Here is a 14,910-nt window from a genome sequence, read left to right as displayed (position 1 = left end):
AGCGAGAACCTTGTGGAGCACCCTCATGAGCACGGACCTGACCGACCGGACCAACCTGACCGGTCTCGATCTGACCGCCGCCGTCCCCGCCCCGGAGCGGGCCCGGGCGCTGCGCGACCTGTGCGGCGGCCCCGTCTACCTGCCCGGCGACGCCGAGTACGACGCGGCGCGCGCGGCTTGGAACGCCGCTGTCGACCAGCGCCCGGCGGCCGTGGCCGTTCCCACCGACGCCGCCCAGGTCGCCGAGATCGTGCGCGCGGCGGCGGCCGTCGGCCTGCGGGTCGCCCCGCAGGGCACCGGGCACAACGCCGGCCCGCTCGGCGCGCTCGACGACGTCGTGCTGCTGCGCACGTCGGCGATGCGTCGCGTCTGGATCGACCCGGTGGCGCCCCGCGCCCGGGTGGAGGCGGGCGCGCTGTGGCTCGACGTCGTCGACGCCGCGGCGCACTACGGCCTCGCCGCGCTGCACGGCTCGGCGCCGGACGTCGGCGTCGTCGGCTACTCGCTCGGCGGCGGGATGGGCTGGCTCGCGCGGGCGCACGGGCTCGCCGCCCACCACCTCATCTCCGCCGACCTCGTGCTCGCCGACGGCTCGACCGTCCACGTGGACGCGACGCACGAGCCCGAGCTCTTCTGGGCGCTGCGCGGCGGCGGCGGCAACGTCGGCGTCGTCGTCACCCTGGAGTTCGACCTGTTCCGGATCCGCGACGCATATGCCGGCATGCTGGTCTGGGACCTCTCGCGTGCGGCCGAGGTGCTCGAGCGGTGGGTCGACTGGACGGCCGACGCGCCCGACGCCGTCACGACGTCGCTGCGCCTGCTGCAGCTGCCGCCGCTGCCCGAACTGCCTCCGGCGCTGCGCGGCCGCCAGATCGTCGTGATCGACGGCGCGGTCGTGGGCGCCGACGACGCCACGAGCGCCGCCATGATCGCCGGGCTGCGCGACCTGGCGCCGGAGATCGACACGTTCGCGCGCGTTCCCGCCGCGTCCCTGGTGCGCCTGCACATGGACCCGGAGGGACCGACCCCGAGCGTCTCGAGCTCGGCGGTGCTCCGGGACCTGCCGGCGGCCGGGCAGCGCGCGCTGCTCGCGGCGGCCGGCCCCGGCTCCGGGTCCGGGCTGTTCATGGTCGAGCTGCGCCAGCTCGGCGGCGCCCTCGCCCGGCCCGCGGCCGGCGGCGGAGCGCTCGACCGTCTCGACGGCGCGTTCGTGCTGTTCGCCGGCACGGTCGCCATGACCCCGGAGATCAGCGCGGCGGGCCAGCGCGAGGCCCACGAGCTCGTGGCGGGGCTGGCCCCGTGGCTCAACGGCCGCCAGTACCTCAACTTCGCCGAGACCCCGGTCGACGCTGCGTCGGGGTTCGCCCCCGAGGCCTTCGCCCGCCTGACCCGCGCTCGCGCGGCGGCGGACCCCACCACCCTGCTCCGCCCCAACCACGCAGTCTGAGCCCCATTCCGCCCGGGCCGCCATTTCCCGTTCTGCAAACGGCTGGCTGTTCTGCAAACTTCCGGGTTTGCAGAACGGCCGGACGTTTGCCGGGCACTCGGAAGTTTGCCGGGCACTCGGAAGTTTCGAGGCGCCGGCAAATAAAGACGTGCGCCGGGCGGGGGTGGGGTGGTTGTCTGGCGGGACCGCGGTGAGCTCGGCGGGCCTGGCCGGCCCGACACTACGACCCCCCTCAACCCGAAGGACAGTGCACGCGATGAACGCCCCCATTCCCGAATTCCTGTGGCTGCGGGACTATGAGGAACGCCTCGAGTTCGTGGCCACGAAGCACCGCGACCGCGTTCCGGCCGCATTCACGCCGCCATTCATGCTGATCCGCTGACCCGCGGCCCGGCACCCGAATGACGCGCACGCCACCACCGCAGAAAGACCGGACGCCACGGGCGCGCTGGGCCGACCGGCCCGGCGCGCCCGCTGGCATCTGCCACCATGTGGACGTGCCTGAAACCGTCCGCCACCACGGCGCGCTGCCCTGATGGGCCGCCATTCGGGCGGCACGGCCGCCCCCAAGCCCGCCCCCAAGCCCGCGCCCGAGCCCGCCTCCGGGCCCGTCCCCGACCCCGCTGCGGCGGGGCCCGCCGCCAACCGCGCGCGCCGTCGTCGCCTGCTCGACCGCGCTGTGCTGGCGCTCGCCGCCGCCGGCGGCACCGGAGCGGTCATGGCGTGGTCGGGCGCCGCACCCCTGGCGACCGGTCTCGCCGCGGGCGGCACCGCGCTCGTCGTCGTCGCCGCGGCGCAGCTCGCCGGCGCCATGCCCCCCGCCTCGGCCGCCTCTGCCGCCTCGGTGGCGGCGAGTCCGCGCGGGTCCGGCGCGACGAGCGTCGACGGGGCCGCGGGTGGGGAACCGTAGGCTGGTGCGGTGAGCGTAAACAGCACCAGCACCAGCGCGGACCGAATTGTCTGGATCGACTGCGAGATGACCGGGCTCGACCAGGCCGCAGACGCCCTGGTCGAGGTGGCCGCCGTCGTCACCGACTCCGAGCTCAACGTCCTCGGCGAGGGCGTTGACATCGTGATCTCGCCGCCACCGGCCGCCCTCGAGCAGATGGGGGACTTCGTGCGCGACATGCACACGTCGTCCCGCCTGCTCGAGACCCTCGACGCCGGCTCGACGCTGGCCGAGGCCGAGGCCGCCGTGCTCGCGTACATCCGCACGTGGGTGGACGAGTCCGGCAAGGCGCCGCTCGCGGGCAACTCGATCGGGACCGACAAGGCGTTCCTCGAGCGCGACATGCCGGACCTCGTCGGCTACCTGCACTACCGGGTCATCGACGTCTCCTCGATCAAGGAGCTCGCCCGCCGCTGGTACCCGCGGGTGTACTACTCCTCCCCCGCGAAGAACGGCGGGCACCGCGCCCTCGCGGACATCCTCGAGAGCATCGACGAGCTGCGCTACTACCGCGCGGCCCTGCTCGTCGCGCAGCCCGGACCGGACTCCAAGACCGCCAAGGCGATCGCGGCGAAGGTCGTGGCGACGTCCGTGGCGCGCTCGGTCCCGACGGCGTAGCGACCTCGCAGCGAATCCGCCCGAGCATCCCCGCGCAGCCGGTATAGTTCTGGTCGGCCCTGGTAGTGATGCCGGGGACATGGTGGCTATAGCTCAGGTGGTAGAGCACCTGGTTGTGGTCCAGGGGGTCGCGGGTTCAAGTCCCGTTAGCCACCCACAGTGAATGGCGCCCGGCTCCTCGAGCCGGGCGCCATTCCTCGTTCTGCGCGCGTCAGCGCGTCGCGCACTGCCGATCAGCGCGTCGCGCGCGCCGTGATCGCGTCGGCGACGAGGTCGACGGCCGTGTCCGAGAGGCCGAGGAACAGCGACGGCTCCGTGACCTCGAGCTCGAGCAGCACGGGCGCCCCCTCGGTGTTGCGGAGCAGGTCGACCCGCGCGTACAGCAGCGGCCCGGGGCCGGCGGCCGGCACGAGCTCAGGGATGGCCGCGATGACGCGATCGGCGAGCTCGCGCTCGTCGTCCGCCGCCGCCCGCGCGGTCATCTCCTCCTTGTGCACGCCATCGGCCCGGTACGGGCCCTCGAGCAGGGCCGACTTGCGCACGGCGTGGCTGAACTGGCCCTCGATGTACACGAGCGCCGTCTCCCCGACCGTGTCCACCTGGCCGAGGTACTGCTGGACCATGACGTGCCGGCCGGCCCGCAGGAGGTCGCGCGCGTGCACGATCGCCAGCCCGCGCTGGTCGGCGTAGTTGGACTGGTACCGGCCCGTGTCCCGCGCACCCGAGCTGATAGTCGGCTTGATCACGAACTCGCCGCTCGCGGGGAACCGGGTGTGCACCGCGCGCGAGGTCAGGTTGCGGGCCGGGTCGAGCCAGATCGTCGGGACGACGGGCAGGCCCAGCGCCTCGACCTCGCGCAGGTAGGACTTGTCGGTGTTCCAGGTCATGACCTCGGCCGGGTTCGCGAGCCGGGGAACCCGTGCGGCCCACGCGAGGTACTCGTCGTGGCGCGGCGCGTAGTCCCACGTGCTGCGGACCACGACGAGGTCGAACGCGTCCCAGTCGACCTCGGCGTCGTCCCAGATGGCCGGCACGGCGTCGACGCCGCGAGCCGCGAGGGCGGGCAGCAGGGGCGCGTCGTCCGCGTCCAGGTTCGGGAAGTCGGCGGAGGTGGCCAGGGCGACGCGCGGTGCACTCATGCCTGCAGGCTACCGAGCCGCGCGCGCCAACGGCTGCGCCGGGCGGGCCGGGATCGCCGCGAGGCGCGTCAGCCGGCCACCACGCGGTCGGCCGCGTCGCCCTCGTCGACGTCGGCGGTCATGCGCCGCAGGGCGCCGAGCAGCCCGTCGGGAGTGACCTGGCCGACGACGGCGCCGTCGTCGCCCAAGACCGGCACCGCGCGCCCGCCCGAGGCCGCGAGCGCCGCGAACGCGTCGTCGAGGCGGCTGCCCACCCGCAGGGCAGCCGCCGGCGACAGTAGCGGGGCGGACAGCGCGACGTCGGTCGCGGCGGCACCCGGGACGGGCTCGAGGTCGGGGGCCGTCAGCTCGCCGATCCCCAGCAGCCGGACGGCGCGGCCGGCCCCGACGAAGTCGGCGACCATCGCGGTCGCGGGCCGGGCGAGCAGGTTCACGGCGTCGGCGAGCTGCTCGAGGCGGCCGCCCTTGCTGAAGACGGCGATCCGGTCGCCGAGCCGGACCGCCTCGTCGATGTCGTGCGTGACGAGCATCACGGTCGTGCCGAGCTCGCGCTGGATGCGCCAGAACTCCTGCTGGAGCCGGCGCCGCCCGGCGGGGTCGACCGCGCCGAACGGCTCGTCCATGAGCAGCACGGGCGGGTCGGCGGCGAGCGCCCGCGCGACCCCGACCCGCTGCCGCTCGCCGCCCGAGAGCTGGTGCGGGTACCGCCGCGTGTAGATCGCGGGCTCGAGACCGACGAGCTCGAGCAGCTCGGCCGTCCGGTCGCGCGTGCGCCGGCTGTCCCACCCGAGCAGCGCGGGCACGGTCGCGACGTTCTGCCCGACGGTGCGGTGCGGGAAGAGCCCCACATTCTGGATGACATAGCCGATCCGGCGGCGCAGCGCGACCGGGTCGCTCGTGGCGATGTCCTCGCCCTTGACGAGCACGCGGCCCGACGTGAGCTCGACGAGCCTGTTCGCCATCCGCAGCGTCGTGGACTTGCCGCAGCCGGACGGCCCGACGAGCACGAGCATCTCGTGCTCGAACACCTCGAGGTCCAGGCCGTCGACCGCGACGGTGCCGTCGGGGTACTCCTTGCGGGCCCGCTCGAAGCGGATCACGGGCGCTGCTGGACTCATGCACAGGGACGCTACCCGTGCCGGACGCTCGCGGCGCGAGGTCGGCGCGGGTAGCGTCCTGGCGGTGACGACGTCCGCACCAGCCAACCCGTGGCTCTCGTGGGACTACGTGCAGACCAACTGGGCGGACATCTCCGAGGCGCTCGTGCAGCACGTGACCTTGACGGTCGAGGCGGTGCTCATCGCCTTCGTCATCGCGCTGCCGCTCGCCGCGCTGGCCTTCGGCCGTCCGCGGCTCGCCGGCCCGGTGCTGGGCCTGGCCGGGATCCTGTACACGATCCCCTCGCTGGCGATGTTCGCGATCCTCTCCCCGTTCACGGGCATCGGCCGCACGACCGTGCTCATCGGGCTGGTCGCGTACGCGATGCTCGTGCTGGTGCGCAACATCCTGGTCGGGCTCGAGGGCATCGACCCGGAGATCCGTGACGCGGCCCGCGGCCTCGGCTACGGACGCATCCGCCTGCTCCTGACGGTCGAGCTACCCAACGCGCTGCCGTCCATCGTCGTCGGCCTGCGCCTCGCTACAGTGACCACCGTCGCGCTGGTGACCATCGGCGTCATCGTCGGCTACGGCGGCCTCGGGCAGCTGATGTTCCGCGGCTTCAACAGCAACTACCGCGCCGAGATCATGACGGCGACGATCCTGTGCCTCGCGATCGCCTTCGTCGCCGACCTGCTGCTCGCCGCCGCCGGGCGGCTCGCGACGCCCTGGGCCCGGACGCGGACGCAGTCGTGACCGGGAACGAGAACGCCGTCGCGGACGCCCTGGTCTGGCTCAACGACCCCCTGAACTGGACCGGCCCGGACGGCATCCCGGCGCGCGTCGCCGAGCACCTGACGATGTCGGTGCTCGCCGTCCTGCTCGCCGCGCTGATCGCGCTCCCGCTCGGCGTCTGGCTCGGCCACCGCGGCCGCGGCGGATCGTTCGTCGTCGTCATGGCGAACACCTCGCGAGCGCTGCCCACGTTCGCGCTGCTGCTCATCTTCGCCTCGACGTCGATCGGGTTCGGCAACCGGCCGGTCGTGCTCGCCGCCGCGATCTTCGCGATCCCCCCGATCCTCACGAACGCCTTCACGGGCCTGCGCGAGGTGGACCGCGACATCCGCGAGGCGGCCCGCGGCATGGGCATGTCGGGGCGCCGGTCGCTCGCACTCGTCGAGATCCCGCTCGCCCTCCCGCTCATCGGGGCCGGGCTGCGGACGGCGGCGGTCCAGGTGATCGCGACGGTCCCCCTGGCCGGGCTGGTCGGGGGCGGCGGGCTCGGGCCGATCATCATCTCCGGGCTCGCCACCCGGCGGTTCGGGGAGGTGCTCGCGGGCGGCTTCCTCGTCATCGTGCTGTGCCTGGCGGTCGAGGCGCTGCTCGCCGGCGGCCAGCGCCTGCTCACCCCCCGGCCGATGCGCACGCCGCGCCGCGCCGGCCGTCGCGCGACGCGAGCCGCGGGCGCCACCGGATCGTGACCTGACCGTGACCGCGACGACCCGCGAGAGCGGTTGCCGTGTCCGAATATCCGAGATCGAATGATCGTCGGTGCCGCACGTCGCGGCCTGACACCTGGGAGTCCTCCATGCGAGCACGCACTATGACCCTGGCCGCCCTGACGACGGGAGTGCTGCTGCTCACGGCGGCCTGCGGCGACGCCGGGTCGTCCGGAGGGACGGACACCTCGAGCTCGGGCTCGACGGCGGCCGCGCTCGCCACGTGCGAGCCCGTCGCGGGCGACTCGCTCGTCGCGCTCGAGGACGACCTGGGCCTGCAGACGGCCGACAACATCGTCCCGGCGATCAACGCCGCCGCGATCGAGGGCGACGCGAACTTCATCCCGCTGCTCGACGCCGTGTCCGCGACCCTGGACACCGAGACGCTCATCGGCCTGAACAAGGCGGTCGACGTGGACCGGCAGACCTCGACGCAGGTCGCCGCTGACTACCTCGAGACGAAGGGGCTCGCGGCGGCGGACATGGTCGGCGGCGGCAAGACGGTCGTCGTCGGAGCCGCCAACTTCTCCGAGAGCGCGACGCTCGCCGAGATCTACGCGGGCGCGCTGCGCTCCGCCGGCTACGACGCGACGACCCAGACGATCGGGAACCGGGACACATACGCCCCGGCGCTGCAGGACGGCACCCTGACGATGGTCCCGGAGTACGTCGGCACGCTCACCGAGTACCTCAACAAGCAGGCCAACGGCGCCGACGCGCCCGCGCTCGCGAGCTCCGACGTCGACGCGACGCTCGCCGAGCTCGTCACCCTCGGCACGGCCGTCGGGCTGACGTTCGGCACGCCCGCGGCGGCGCAGGACCAGAACACCTTCGCCGTCACGACCGCCTTCGCGGACGAGCACCAGGTCACGACGCTCTCCGAGCTGGCCGAGACCTGCGGCGGCCTCGTGCTCGGCGGGCCGCCGGAGTGCCCGGAGCGCCCGTTCTGCCAGCCCGGCCTCGAGGAGACCTACGGCCTGCAGATCGCCGAGTTCACGTCGCTCGACGCGGGCGGCCCGCTGACCAAGACGGCGCTGCAGCAGGGCACGATCGCGCTCGGCCTGGTCTTCTCCTCCGACGCCGCGCTGGCCGGCTAGCTGTCGAACCGCGAGTCGTCAGTCCCCGGTCACGCCGTCCGCTAGCTCCCGCAGCACGTCGAGATGCCCGTTGTGGCGGGCATTCTCCTCGATCAGGTGCAGCACGACCCAGCGCAGCGTCGGGAGCTCGCCCGAGCTCAGCGGCGTCACCGACCGGGCGTCGAGATCGAGCCCGGCGACGAGGGCGTCGGTGCGCCGGGCCTGATCGGCGTACTCCGCGAGCAGCTGGCTCAGCGGCGTCTGCGCGCCGATCGAGAACTCCTTGTCGGGCTCGTCGTCGGTCCACGGCCCGAGGTCGGGTCCGCCGACGAAGCGGTTCTCGATCCAGGAGTGCTCGACCCAACGCAGGTGGTTCAGGACGCCGCCGAGCGACATCAGCGGCGACGTGACGAGCGGCGTCGCGGCGACGGCGGCCGGGGTCGCCCCCTCGCACTTAGCCCGGGCGGTGTCCCGCGTGTACTGCAGCATCGCGAGCAGCGTGGCGCGCTCGTCCCAGCTCGGCGGGCGGTCGGTCCTGGTCATGCTAGAGCCCGTACGCCTCGAGCAGGCGGAGCCAGACCTCGCTCACGGTCGGGTACGCCGGCACGGCGTGCCAGAGCCGGTCGAGCGGCACCTGCCCGACGACGGCGATCGTCGCAGCGTGCAGCAGCTCCGCGACCTCCGGCCCGACGAACGTCGCGCCGAGCGCCACCGAGCGGTCGGTGTCGACGACGAGCGTGGCCGCGCCGGCGTAGTCGTCGGCGCTGACCGACGCGCCCGCGACGGACGCGAGCGACAGGTGGAGCACCCGCACCGGGTAGCCGGCGGCCCGGGCCGCGGCCTCCGTCAGGCCGACCGACGCGACCTCGGGGCGGCTGAAGACCACCTGCGGGACGGCCTCGTGGTCGGCGCTCGCCCGGAACCGGCTCCAATCGGGCGCGGCGTCGACGTCGGCCGCGGTCGCCGCGCCCGTCGGCCCGTCGCCCGCCCCGGCGGCCCCGAACCGCGCGGCGATGACGTCGCCGACGACCCGCGCGTCGTACTTGCCCTGGTGCGTGGTCGCGACCCGGCCGGTCACGTCGCCCGCGGCGTAGAGCCAGTCGCCGTCGACCGCCGTGACACGCAGCGTGTCGTCCACCGCGAGTGCATCGCCCGGGTTCAGCCCGATCGCCTCGAGGCCGAGGTCGCCCGTGCGGGGGCGCCGGCCGGCGGCGACGAGCACCTCGGCGGCGACGACGGGCTCGCCCTCGTCCACGGTGAGCGTCACCCCGTGGTCGTCGCGGACCGCGCGCGTCACCTCGACCCCGAACCGGAGCTCGACCCCGAGCTCGGTGAGCCCGTCGGCGACGGCGGCCGAGGCGAACGGCTCCGCGCCAGAGAGCACCCGGTCCCCTCGCACCAGCAGGGTGACGCGGGCACCGAAGTCGGCGAACGCCGTCGCCATCTCGACCCCGACCACTCCCCCGCCGATGATCGCGAGCGACTCCGGGACGTCCTGGACGGCGGTGGCCTCGCGGCTCGTCCACGGCTGCGCCTGCGCCAGTCCGGGCACGCCGGGGACCATCGGTCCGCTGCCGGTCGCGACCACGACGGCGCGGGCGGCGACGATCGTGCGGACCGCGCCGTCGTCGTCGGTCACCGCGAGGGTGCGCGGCCCGGTGAACCGGGCGCGACCCCGGACCAGGTCGATCCCCGCGCCGTCGAGCCACTCGACCTGGCTCGCGTCGTCCCAGTCGTGCGCGATCGCGTCCCGCCGGGCGAGCGTCGCGGCCACGTCCACGCCGCCGGCAACGGCCCCTGCGGCGCCGCGCACGGCCTTCGCGGCCGCCAGCACCGCCCCCGGCCGCAGCAGCGCCTTGGAGGGCATGCACGCCCAGTAGGAGCACTCCCCGCCGACCAGCTCGGCCTCGACGACGACGACGCTCAGCCCCGTCCGGCTCGCGCGGTCCGCGACGTTCTCGCCGACCGCCCCCGCGCCGAGCACGACGACGTCGTAGCGGAGGGTGTCGAGATCATCGGCGGCAGTCATGGCTCTCCCTGGTCGCGGCGGGCTGAGCTCCCATCGTGGCGCGTGGCTCGTGGCGGCGCACCCCGGAATTCGAACGCTCCCGGGTCAGTTCGCAAAAGAAAAAGGGCCTCTCGCCCGCATAACTGCAGGTGAGAGGCCCTTGCTGGTGCGCCATCAGGGACTCGAACCCCGAACCCGCTGATTAAGAGTCAGCTGCTCTGCCAATTGAGCTAATGGCGCGCAGTGCAAGACGCTACCACTGCCCCGCGGCCGCCAACGAACCAGGAGGGACGGACGTGGCGCACGTCACGCCGAGGTGAACTTGCGGGAGCCCTCGTCCGCGGACTCCTCGGGCAACCCGCTGGCCGCCGGGTGCGAGTCGCCCTCGGGCTGCTCCCACCACGCCTCGTCGGGCAGCCCCTCGGCCCGCAGGATCTCGGTCGAGGCCCGGTCGGACGGCGCAGCCGCCAGGTCCACGAGCAGCGCGAGCGGGATGTGCTCGGCGAGCAGGCTCATGACCTCGTCGCCCAGCGGCGAGATCTGCGCCGCCGTCGCTGCGGCGTCGATCTGTTCCGGGTCGATCGGTTCGTTGTCATCGCTCGGATCCGGCCCAAGTCGGTCCTCGGCAGCGTTGCCGGCCTCGGCGGTCACGGGTGCGGTGGGGCCGTGCACGGTGGCGTCGTTCGCGTCGCCCATCCCGTCCACCTCCGTTCGTCGCCCCTATAGCACCACCCACCGGTCCCACCCCGCAAACGCAAACGCCGAATGGCCCATGCCGCTTTCACAGGAAACCGGGGCCATCCGGGCATCGCTAGGCTTGCTGCCATGACCACCCGTCTCGCCGTGGGCGACAGCGCACCCGACTTCACCCTGCCGACCGCCGACGGCGGGACCATCACGCTGTCCGAGCTGCGGGGGCAGCACGTCGTCGTGTACTTCTTCCCCGCCGCGATGACCCCCGGCTGCTCGACCCAGGCGTGCGACTTCCGGGACTCCCTCAGCGCACTGCAGGGCAGCGGGTACTCGGTCGTCGGCGTCTCCCCCGACCCCGTCAGCGCGCTGGCCGAGTTCACCGCGCGCGACGGGCTCACGTTCCCCCTGGCGTCGGACCTCGACAGGTCCGTGCTCACGCAGTGGGGCGCCTACGGCGAGAAGAAGCTCTACGGCAAGGTCGTCACGGGAGTGATCCGGTCCACCGTCGTGCTCGACCCGAGCGGCACCGTGGAGCTCGCCCAGTACAACGTCAAGGCCACGGGCCACGTCGCCAAGCTCCGCCGCGACCTCGGGATCGCCTGACGCCCGACGACGCTGACGGCCCGGCCCGGGTGTGCAAGGCTTGCGCGACGGGGAGCAGTGCCCCCGCGGGAGTGGTGAAATGGCAGCCACGCGGCGTTTAGGTCGCCGTGCCTTCGGGCGTGCGGGTTCGAATCCCGTCTCCCGCACCGACGAATGACCAGCGACCCGAACGACCACGGCCGAGCGGGTGCCGCCTGCAGAGGCGGCACCCGCGGGTCAGTGCGTACGTCGGCCGACCAGGCCCGCCGTGATCAGGACTGGTGCGCGCCCTCGGGGGTCGCGGCGCCGTCGTGCTGCGCGGCGATCTGCGCGCGCACGTCGTCCATGTCGAGCGCCTGGACGGCGGTCAGGACCTGGGCCAGCGCCGGTCCGGGCAGCGCGCCCGCCTGGCTGTAGACCAGGACTCCCTCGCGGAACGCCATCAGCGTCGGGATCGAGGTGATCCCGAGCTCGCCCGCGAGACCCTGCTCGGCCTCGGTGTCGACCTTGGCGTGCAGCACCCCGGGGTTCTGCTCCGAAGATGCCTCGAAGACGGGGCCGAACCGCTTGCACGGCCCGCACCATTCGGCCCAGAAGTCGACCAGGACGATGTCGTTGTCCTTGATCGCCTGCTCGATGGTGGTCTCGGTCAGTTCCTGCGTGGCCATGTGGCCCTCCTGTCATCGCGTGTCAACCGGTCAGTACGACGTCTACGGGGCCCTGATTATTCCCGCCGACGCTTCGCGCCGCGAGCACGGCGAGGGCGAGCGAGTCGGCGGTTCGGCGCGTCGGGGGCGGCGCCCGGCGCGCCCGCACGGTAGAACGGCTAGGTGACCGACACCGTCGACTTCCCCCGACCCGAGCGTCCCTCCGGCTGGCTCAGCCAGGCGGACATCGAGCGCGCCCGCGGCTGGCTGCCGATCCTGTACGTCGACGCCGTCCCGGTGCGCGTCGACGACTCGGGTGACGTCATCGCCGTCGGCATCCTCCTGCGCGTCACGCCCGAGGGCGTCATGTCGCGGGCCCTCGTGTCGGGCCGGGTGATGTACCACGAGCGCGTACGCGACGCGCTCGTGCGCCACATCGAGAAGGACCTCGGCCCGATGGCCCTGCCGCAGATCCCGTCCTCGCCGCAGCCGTTCACCGTCGCCGAGTACTTCCCGACCCCGGGCGTCACCGCCTACCACGACCCGCGCCAGCACGCCGTGTCCCTCGCGTACATCGTGCCGGTCGCGGGCGACTGCACCCCGCAGCAGGATGCGCTGGACCTCGCATGGCTGACCCCCGAGGAGGTCACGAGCGAGCAGGTTCAGGTCGAGATGGCCGGCGGCACGGGCACGCTCCTGCGCCAGGCGATGGCGCACGTGGGCCGCCTGCACTAGCCCCTGCCGACGGCGCCCGTCAGCTCAGTCGGCGCGCGCGCAGCACCACGTCGGCGGTGTGGTGCGCGCCGGCCCCGCCGTCGGGCGCGATCCGGGGCCGCTGCTCGTCCAGCTCCACGTCCCAGGCACCGTCGAGCAGCTCGGCCACCATCGACGGCCAGACGTAGTCGGCCGGGTCGACGTCGCCCTCGCGCGCCGGCTGGTTCTCCATCCCGGCGTGGTGCACGAGGAGCAGCACGCCGCCGGGCGCGACGGCGGCGAGCAGCGCGCGCTCGGCCGCCGCGTCGGGCGTGCGCAGCAGGGCGGGGTACTGGGCGGAGACCAGGTCGAAGGATCCGGGCGGGAGCGCCGCCTCCGCCAGGCCGGCGTGCACCCAGCGGACGGCTGCCCCGGCGTCGCGCGCGTGCCCGGCCGCCCGCTCGAGCGCCACGCCCGAGACCTCGAGCGCGGTCACGTCCCAGCCGCCGCGCGCGAGCCAGACGGCGTCCGCGCCCTCGCCGCAGCCGACGTCGAGCGCGCGGCCCGGAGTGAGCCCCGCCACCTCGGCCACGAGCGCCCCGTTGGGCCGACCGCTCCAGAGCTGCTGCCGGTCGGCGTACCGCCGGTCCCACTCCGCCCGCACCGCCGGATCCCCGACGTAGGCGTCGCCGGGGGCGGGAGCGTGGGGAGCGAGCAATCCAGCTGCGGGGGTTTCAGTCATGGGCACACCGTCCCCCGCCGCGCCCCGCTGACGCCACCCCTGTTGCCAGAACGGCAAGAACCTACGATTGCCCGAGCCTGAGCTCGGGCCAGTCGGCGAGGTCGGCGCGGAGCTTGCGGTCGTGCGTCGCGACCACGACGGTGGCCGACGTCGCGCGCAGCGCCGCCGTCAGCTCGTCGACGAGCGCGATGGACAGGTGGTTCGTCGGCTCGTCCAGGATCAGCACGTGCGGGGCCGCGAGCAGCGCCTGGGCCAGCTCGAACCGGCGCCGCTGCCCGATCGACAGCTCCACCAGCGGCCGGTCCAGGTCGGCCTCGGTCAGCAGCCCGAGGAATGCGACGGGCACGAGCTGGTCGGGGTCCAGCGCGCCGGCGGCGAGCAGGTCGAGCGCGGCGCGCGCGAACACGTCGAAGCCCGAGGCCGACGCCGCGAGCCCCGCCGGGTCGGGCCGATCGTCCTGCGCGAGCACGCCGAGGCGCACGCCCGGGGCGATCGTCCGCGCGCCGCGCGCGAGCGGCACCGCGCCGGCGAGGACGCCGAGCAGCGTGGACTTGCCCGACCCGTTGGGGCCGGTGACCAGGAGCCGCCCGCACGGCGGCAGCCCGATCTGGGTGCCGGCGAGGTCGAGCCGGCCGGGCACGAGCGGCGCGCGCACCTCGAGCAACTGGGCGGGCGCGGGCGCGGGCGCGGGGATCGCGGGCAGGTCCGGGAACGCGAGCGCGAGCGGCGGCTCCGGCACCTCGACGGCCGCGGCCTCGAGCCGCCGCACGAGGCGGTCGGCGGCCTTGACGTGCACTCGCGCGTGCGTGGCCCGCCCGTGGCTCTGGCTGCCCTTCGGCGGCCGCCACGCGTCCGACAGGCCCTCGTAGGACTCGTCGAGCCGGCGCAGCAGCTGCGCGCGGCGCTGCTGCTCGGCGGAGTACCGCCGGCGCCACGTGCGCAGCGCCTGGTCCTTGGTGAACCGGTACGTCGCGTACCGCGTCGCGCCGTACAGCGCCGGGCGGCCGTCGACCGTCGGATCGAGGTCCAGGATCGCGGTCATCACGTCGTCGAGCAGCTGCCGGTCGTGCGTGACGATGACGACGACGCCGGGCCAGTCGCGCAGCTGCGCCGTCAGGTACTCGATCCCGGCCTCGTCGAGGTGGTTCGTCGGCTCGTCCAGCAGCAGCACGTCGGCCCGCTGCGCGACCCGGCACGCGAGCCGGACGCGGTACCGCTCCCCCACGCTCATCTGGGCCAGCTCGCGGGCGGTCTCGCGCGGCGCCCCGAACCGGGTCAGGGCCTCGTCCATGCGGCGGTCGGCGTCCCAGCCGGCGAGCCGCTCGACCCGCGCGAGCGCGCCGGTCAGCGCCGCGAGGTCCCCGCGGTCGTGGTCGAAGCTCTCGATCGCCTCGTCGAGCTCGGCCGCGGCCGCGCGCACCGCGCCGAGGGCCTCGTCGACGAGCGTCCCGACGGTCGCGCCCGGCGCGGCGACGAGCTCCTGCGTCACGAGCGCGAGGGTCCCGGCCCGGCGGACCGCGCCCGCCTGCGGCGCCAGGTCGCCGGCCAGCACGTGCAGCAGCGTGGACTTGCCCGCGCCGTTCTCGCCCACGACGCCCAGGCGCTGGCCCGCGCTCGCCACGACCGTCACGGCGTCGAGCACGGGCCGGCCCGGGTACGCGAAGCTCACCGCGTCGGCGACCAGGTGCACGGCGCCCGGCGCGATCGCGATCTCGGCGG

The 14,910-nt window shown here is 74.3% G+C and carries 17 protein-coding genes and 3 tRNA genes; 11 read left to right on the top strand and 9 right to left on the bottom strand.

Annotation, left to right across the window (positions count from 1 at the left end):
• The first annotated feature begins 25 nt into the window (after positions 1–25).
• The 5 genes from J4E96_RS05435 (at position 26) to J4E96_RS05420 (ending at position 3,169) form a co-directional block, all read left to right on the top strand.
• Positions 26–1,447, top strand: a complete 1,422-nt coding sequence (locus tag J4E96_RS05435; RefSeq protein ID WP_227424758.1) for an FAD-binding oxidoreductase — start codon at positions 26–28, stop codon at positions 1,445–1,447.
• A gap of 256 nt (positions 1,448–1,703) precedes the next feature.
• Positions 1,704–1,829, top strand: coding sequence for a hypothetical protein (locus J4E96_RS20160; RefSeq protein ID WP_264466187.1), 126 nt, complete (start codon positions 1,704–1,706; stop codon positions 1,827–1,829).
• Between the two features lie 153 nt (positions 1,830–1,982).
• A complete protein-coding gene (locus J4E96_RS05430; protein WP_227424757.1) occupies positions 1,983–2,357 on the top strand; it encodes a hypothetical protein in 375 nt (124 codons plus the stop codon).
• A gap of 9 nt (positions 2,358–2,366) precedes the next feature.
• Complete coding sequence (gene orn, locus J4E96_RS05425) at positions 2,367–3,014, top strand: oligoribonuclease (RefSeq protein WP_227424756.1); 648 nt, start codon at positions 2,367–2,369, stop codon at positions 3,012–3,014.
• A gap of 82 nt (positions 3,015–3,096) precedes the next feature.
• A tRNA-His gene (locus tag J4E96_RS05420) sits at positions 3,097–3,169 on the top strand.
• A gap of 78 nt (positions 3,170–3,247) precedes the next feature.
• On the opposite strand, the gene J4E96_RS05415 is transcribed toward J4E96_RS05420, so the two are convergent.
• Both J4E96_RS05415 and J4E96_RS05410 read right to left on the bottom strand, forming a co-directional pair.
• On the bottom strand, positions 3,248–4,153 hold the full coding sequence (locus J4E96_RS05415) for an ATP-grasp domain-containing protein (protein WP_227424755.1): 906 nt from the start codon (positions 4,151–4,153) through the stop codon (positions 3,248–3,250).
• A gap of 68 nt (positions 4,154–4,221) precedes the next feature.
• Positions 4,222–5,271, bottom strand: coding sequence for an ABC transporter ATP-binding protein (locus J4E96_RS05410; RefSeq protein ID WP_227424754.1), 1,050 nt, complete (start codon positions 5,269–5,271; stop codon positions 4,222–4,224).
• A gap of 64 nt (positions 5,272–5,335) precedes the next feature.
• Here J4E96_RS05410 and J4E96_RS05405 point away from each other — a divergent pair, with 64 nt between their 5' ends.
• The 3 genes from J4E96_RS05405 (at position 5,336) to J4E96_RS05395 (ending at position 7,847) form a co-directional block, all read left to right on the top strand.
• A complete protein-coding gene (locus J4E96_RS05405; RefSeq protein ID WP_227424753.1) occupies positions 5,336–6,007 on the top strand; it encodes an ABC transporter permease in 672 nt (223 codons plus the stop codon).
• Positions 6,004–6,732: an ABC transporter permease gene (locus J4E96_RS05400; protein ID WP_227424752.1), complete on the top strand. Its 729-nt coding sequence runs from the start codon at positions 6,004–6,006 to the stop codon at positions 6,730–6,732. Before J4E96_RS05405 ends, J4E96_RS05400 begins: the two co-directional genes overlap by 4 nt.
• 107 nt (positions 6,733–6,839) lie before the next feature.
• Positions 6,840–7,847, top strand: a complete 1,008-nt coding sequence (locus J4E96_RS05395) for a glycine betaine ABC transporter substrate-binding protein (RefSeq protein WP_227424751.1) — start codon at positions 6,840–6,842, stop codon at positions 7,845–7,847.
• Positions 7,848–7,865: 18 nt separating this feature from the next.
• Here the strand turns inward: J4E96_RS05395 and J4E96_RS05390 are convergent, their stop codons facing one another.
• From J4E96_RS05390 to J4E96_RS05375, 4 genes are all read right to left on the bottom strand, one after another.
• Positions 7,866–8,369: a DinB family protein gene (locus J4E96_RS05390; RefSeq protein ID WP_227424750.1), complete on the bottom strand. Its 504-nt coding sequence runs from the start codon at positions 8,367–8,369 to the stop codon at positions 7,866–7,868.
• Between the two features lies 1 nt (position 8,370).
• Entirely contained in the window at positions 8,371–9,855 is a 1,485-nt protein-coding gene (locus J4E96_RS05385) for a dihydrolipoyl dehydrogenase family protein (protein WP_227424749.1), read from the bottom strand.
• 143 nt (positions 9,856–9,998) lie between these two features.
• Positions 9,999–10,074, bottom strand: a tRNA-Lys gene (locus J4E96_RS05380).
• 66 nt (positions 10,075–10,140) lie between these two features.
• On the bottom strand, positions 10,141–10,530 hold the full coding sequence (locus J4E96_RS05375; protein WP_227424748.1) for a hypothetical protein: 390 nt from the start codon (positions 10,528–10,530) through the stop codon (positions 10,141–10,143).
• 129 nt (positions 10,531–10,659) lie between these two features.
• On the opposite strand from J4E96_RS05375, the gene J4E96_RS05370 reads away from it, so the two are divergent.
• On the top strand, positions 10,660–11,130 hold the full coding sequence (locus tag J4E96_RS05370) for a peroxiredoxin (protein WP_227424747.1): 471 nt from the start codon (positions 10,660–10,662) through the stop codon (positions 11,128–11,130).
• 65 nt (positions 11,131–11,195) lie between these two features.
• A tRNA-Leu gene (locus J4E96_RS05365) sits at positions 11,196–11,276 on the top strand.
• 105 nt (positions 11,277–11,381) lie between these two features.
• Here the strand turns inward: J4E96_RS05365 and J4E96_RS05360 are convergent.
• Positions 11,382–11,777 (bottom strand): thioredoxin family protein, encoded by a 396-nt coding sequence (locus J4E96_RS05360; protein WP_227424746.1) that lies wholly within the window; start codon positions 11,775–11,777, stop codon positions 11,382–11,384.
• Between the two features lie 162 nt (positions 11,778–11,939).
• Here J4E96_RS05360 and J4E96_RS05355 point away from each other — a divergent pair, with 162 nt between their 5' ends.
• Positions 11,940–12,491: an NUDIX hydrolase family protein gene (locus J4E96_RS05355; RefSeq protein ID WP_227424745.1), complete on the top strand. Its 552-nt coding sequence runs from the start codon at positions 11,940–11,942 to the stop codon at positions 12,489–12,491.
• Positions 12,492–12,510: 19 nt separating this feature from the next.
• On the opposite strand, the gene J4E96_RS05350 is transcribed toward J4E96_RS05355, so the two are convergent.
• The gene (locus J4E96_RS05350; RefSeq protein WP_227424744.1) at positions 12,511–13,191 is read right to left on the bottom strand and encodes a class I SAM-dependent methyltransferase; all 681 of its coding nucleotides are present in this window, start codon (positions 13,189–13,191) and stop codon (positions 12,511–12,513) included.
• A gap of 61 nt (positions 13,192–13,252) precedes the next feature.
• Entirely contained in the window at positions 13,253–14,881 is a 1,629-nt protein-coding gene (locus tag J4E96_RS05345) for an ATP-binding cassette domain-containing protein (protein ID WP_406620450.1), read from the bottom strand.
• Positions 14,882–14,910: the final 29 nt, after the last annotated feature.

This window comes from Pengzhenrongella sicca, assembly GCF_017569225.1.
Lineage (GTDB): Bacteria > Actinomycetota > Actinomycetes > Actinomycetales > Cellulomonadaceae > Pengzhenrongella > Pengzhenrongella sicca.
This window is presented reverse-complemented; position numbering and strand designations above follow the sequence as displayed.

Bases quoted from the DNA above. Each gene is read 5' to 3' on its own strand.
- J4E96_RS05350 (WP_227424744.1), bottom strand. From the start codon at position 13,191: ATGACTGAAACCCCCGCAGCTGGATTGCTCGCTCCCCACGCTCCCGCC.
- J4E96_RS05430 (WP_227424757.1), top strand. From the start codon at position 1,983: ATGGGCCGCCATTCGGGCGGCACGGCCGCCCCCAAGCCCGCCCCCAAG.
- J4E96_RS05395 (WP_227424751.1), top strand. From the start codon at position 6,840: ATGCGAGCACGCACTATGACCCTGGCCGCCCTGACGACGGGAGTGCTG.
- J4E96_RS05435 (WP_227424758.1), top strand. From the start codon at position 26: ATGAGCACGGACCTGACCGACCGGACCAACCTGACCGGTCTCGATCTG.
- J4E96_RS05360 (WP_227424746.1), bottom strand. From the start codon at position 11,777: ATGGCCACGCAGGAACTGACCGAGACCACCATCGAGCAGGCGATCAAG.
- J4E96_RS05390 (WP_227424750.1), bottom strand. From the start codon at position 8,369: ATGACCAGGACCGACCGCCCGCCGAGCTGGGACGAGCGCGCCACGCTG.
- J4E96_RS20160 (WP_264466187.1), top strand. From the start codon at position 1,704: ATGAACGCCCCCATTCCCGAATTCCTGTGGCTGCGGGACTATGAGGAA.
- J4E96_RS05385 (WP_227424749.1), bottom strand. From the start codon at position 9,855: ATGACTGCCGCCGATGATCTCGACACCCTCCGCTACGACGTCGTCGTG.
- J4E96_RS05415 (WP_227424755.1), bottom strand. From the start codon at position 4,153: ATGAGTGCACCGCGCGTCGCCCTGGCCACCTCCGCCGACTTCCCGAAC.
- J4E96_RS05410 (WP_227424754.1), bottom strand. From the start codon at position 5,271: ATGAGTCCAGCAGCGCCCGTGATCCGCTTCGAGCGGGCCCGCAAGGAG.
- J4E96_RS05375 (WP_227424748.1), bottom strand. From the start codon at position 10,530: ATGGGCGACGCGAACGACGCCACCGTGCACGGCCCCACCGCACCCGTG.
- J4E96_RS05370 (WP_227424747.1), top strand. From the start codon at position 10,660: ATGACCACCCGTCTCGCCGTGGGCGACAGCGCACCCGACTTCACCCTG.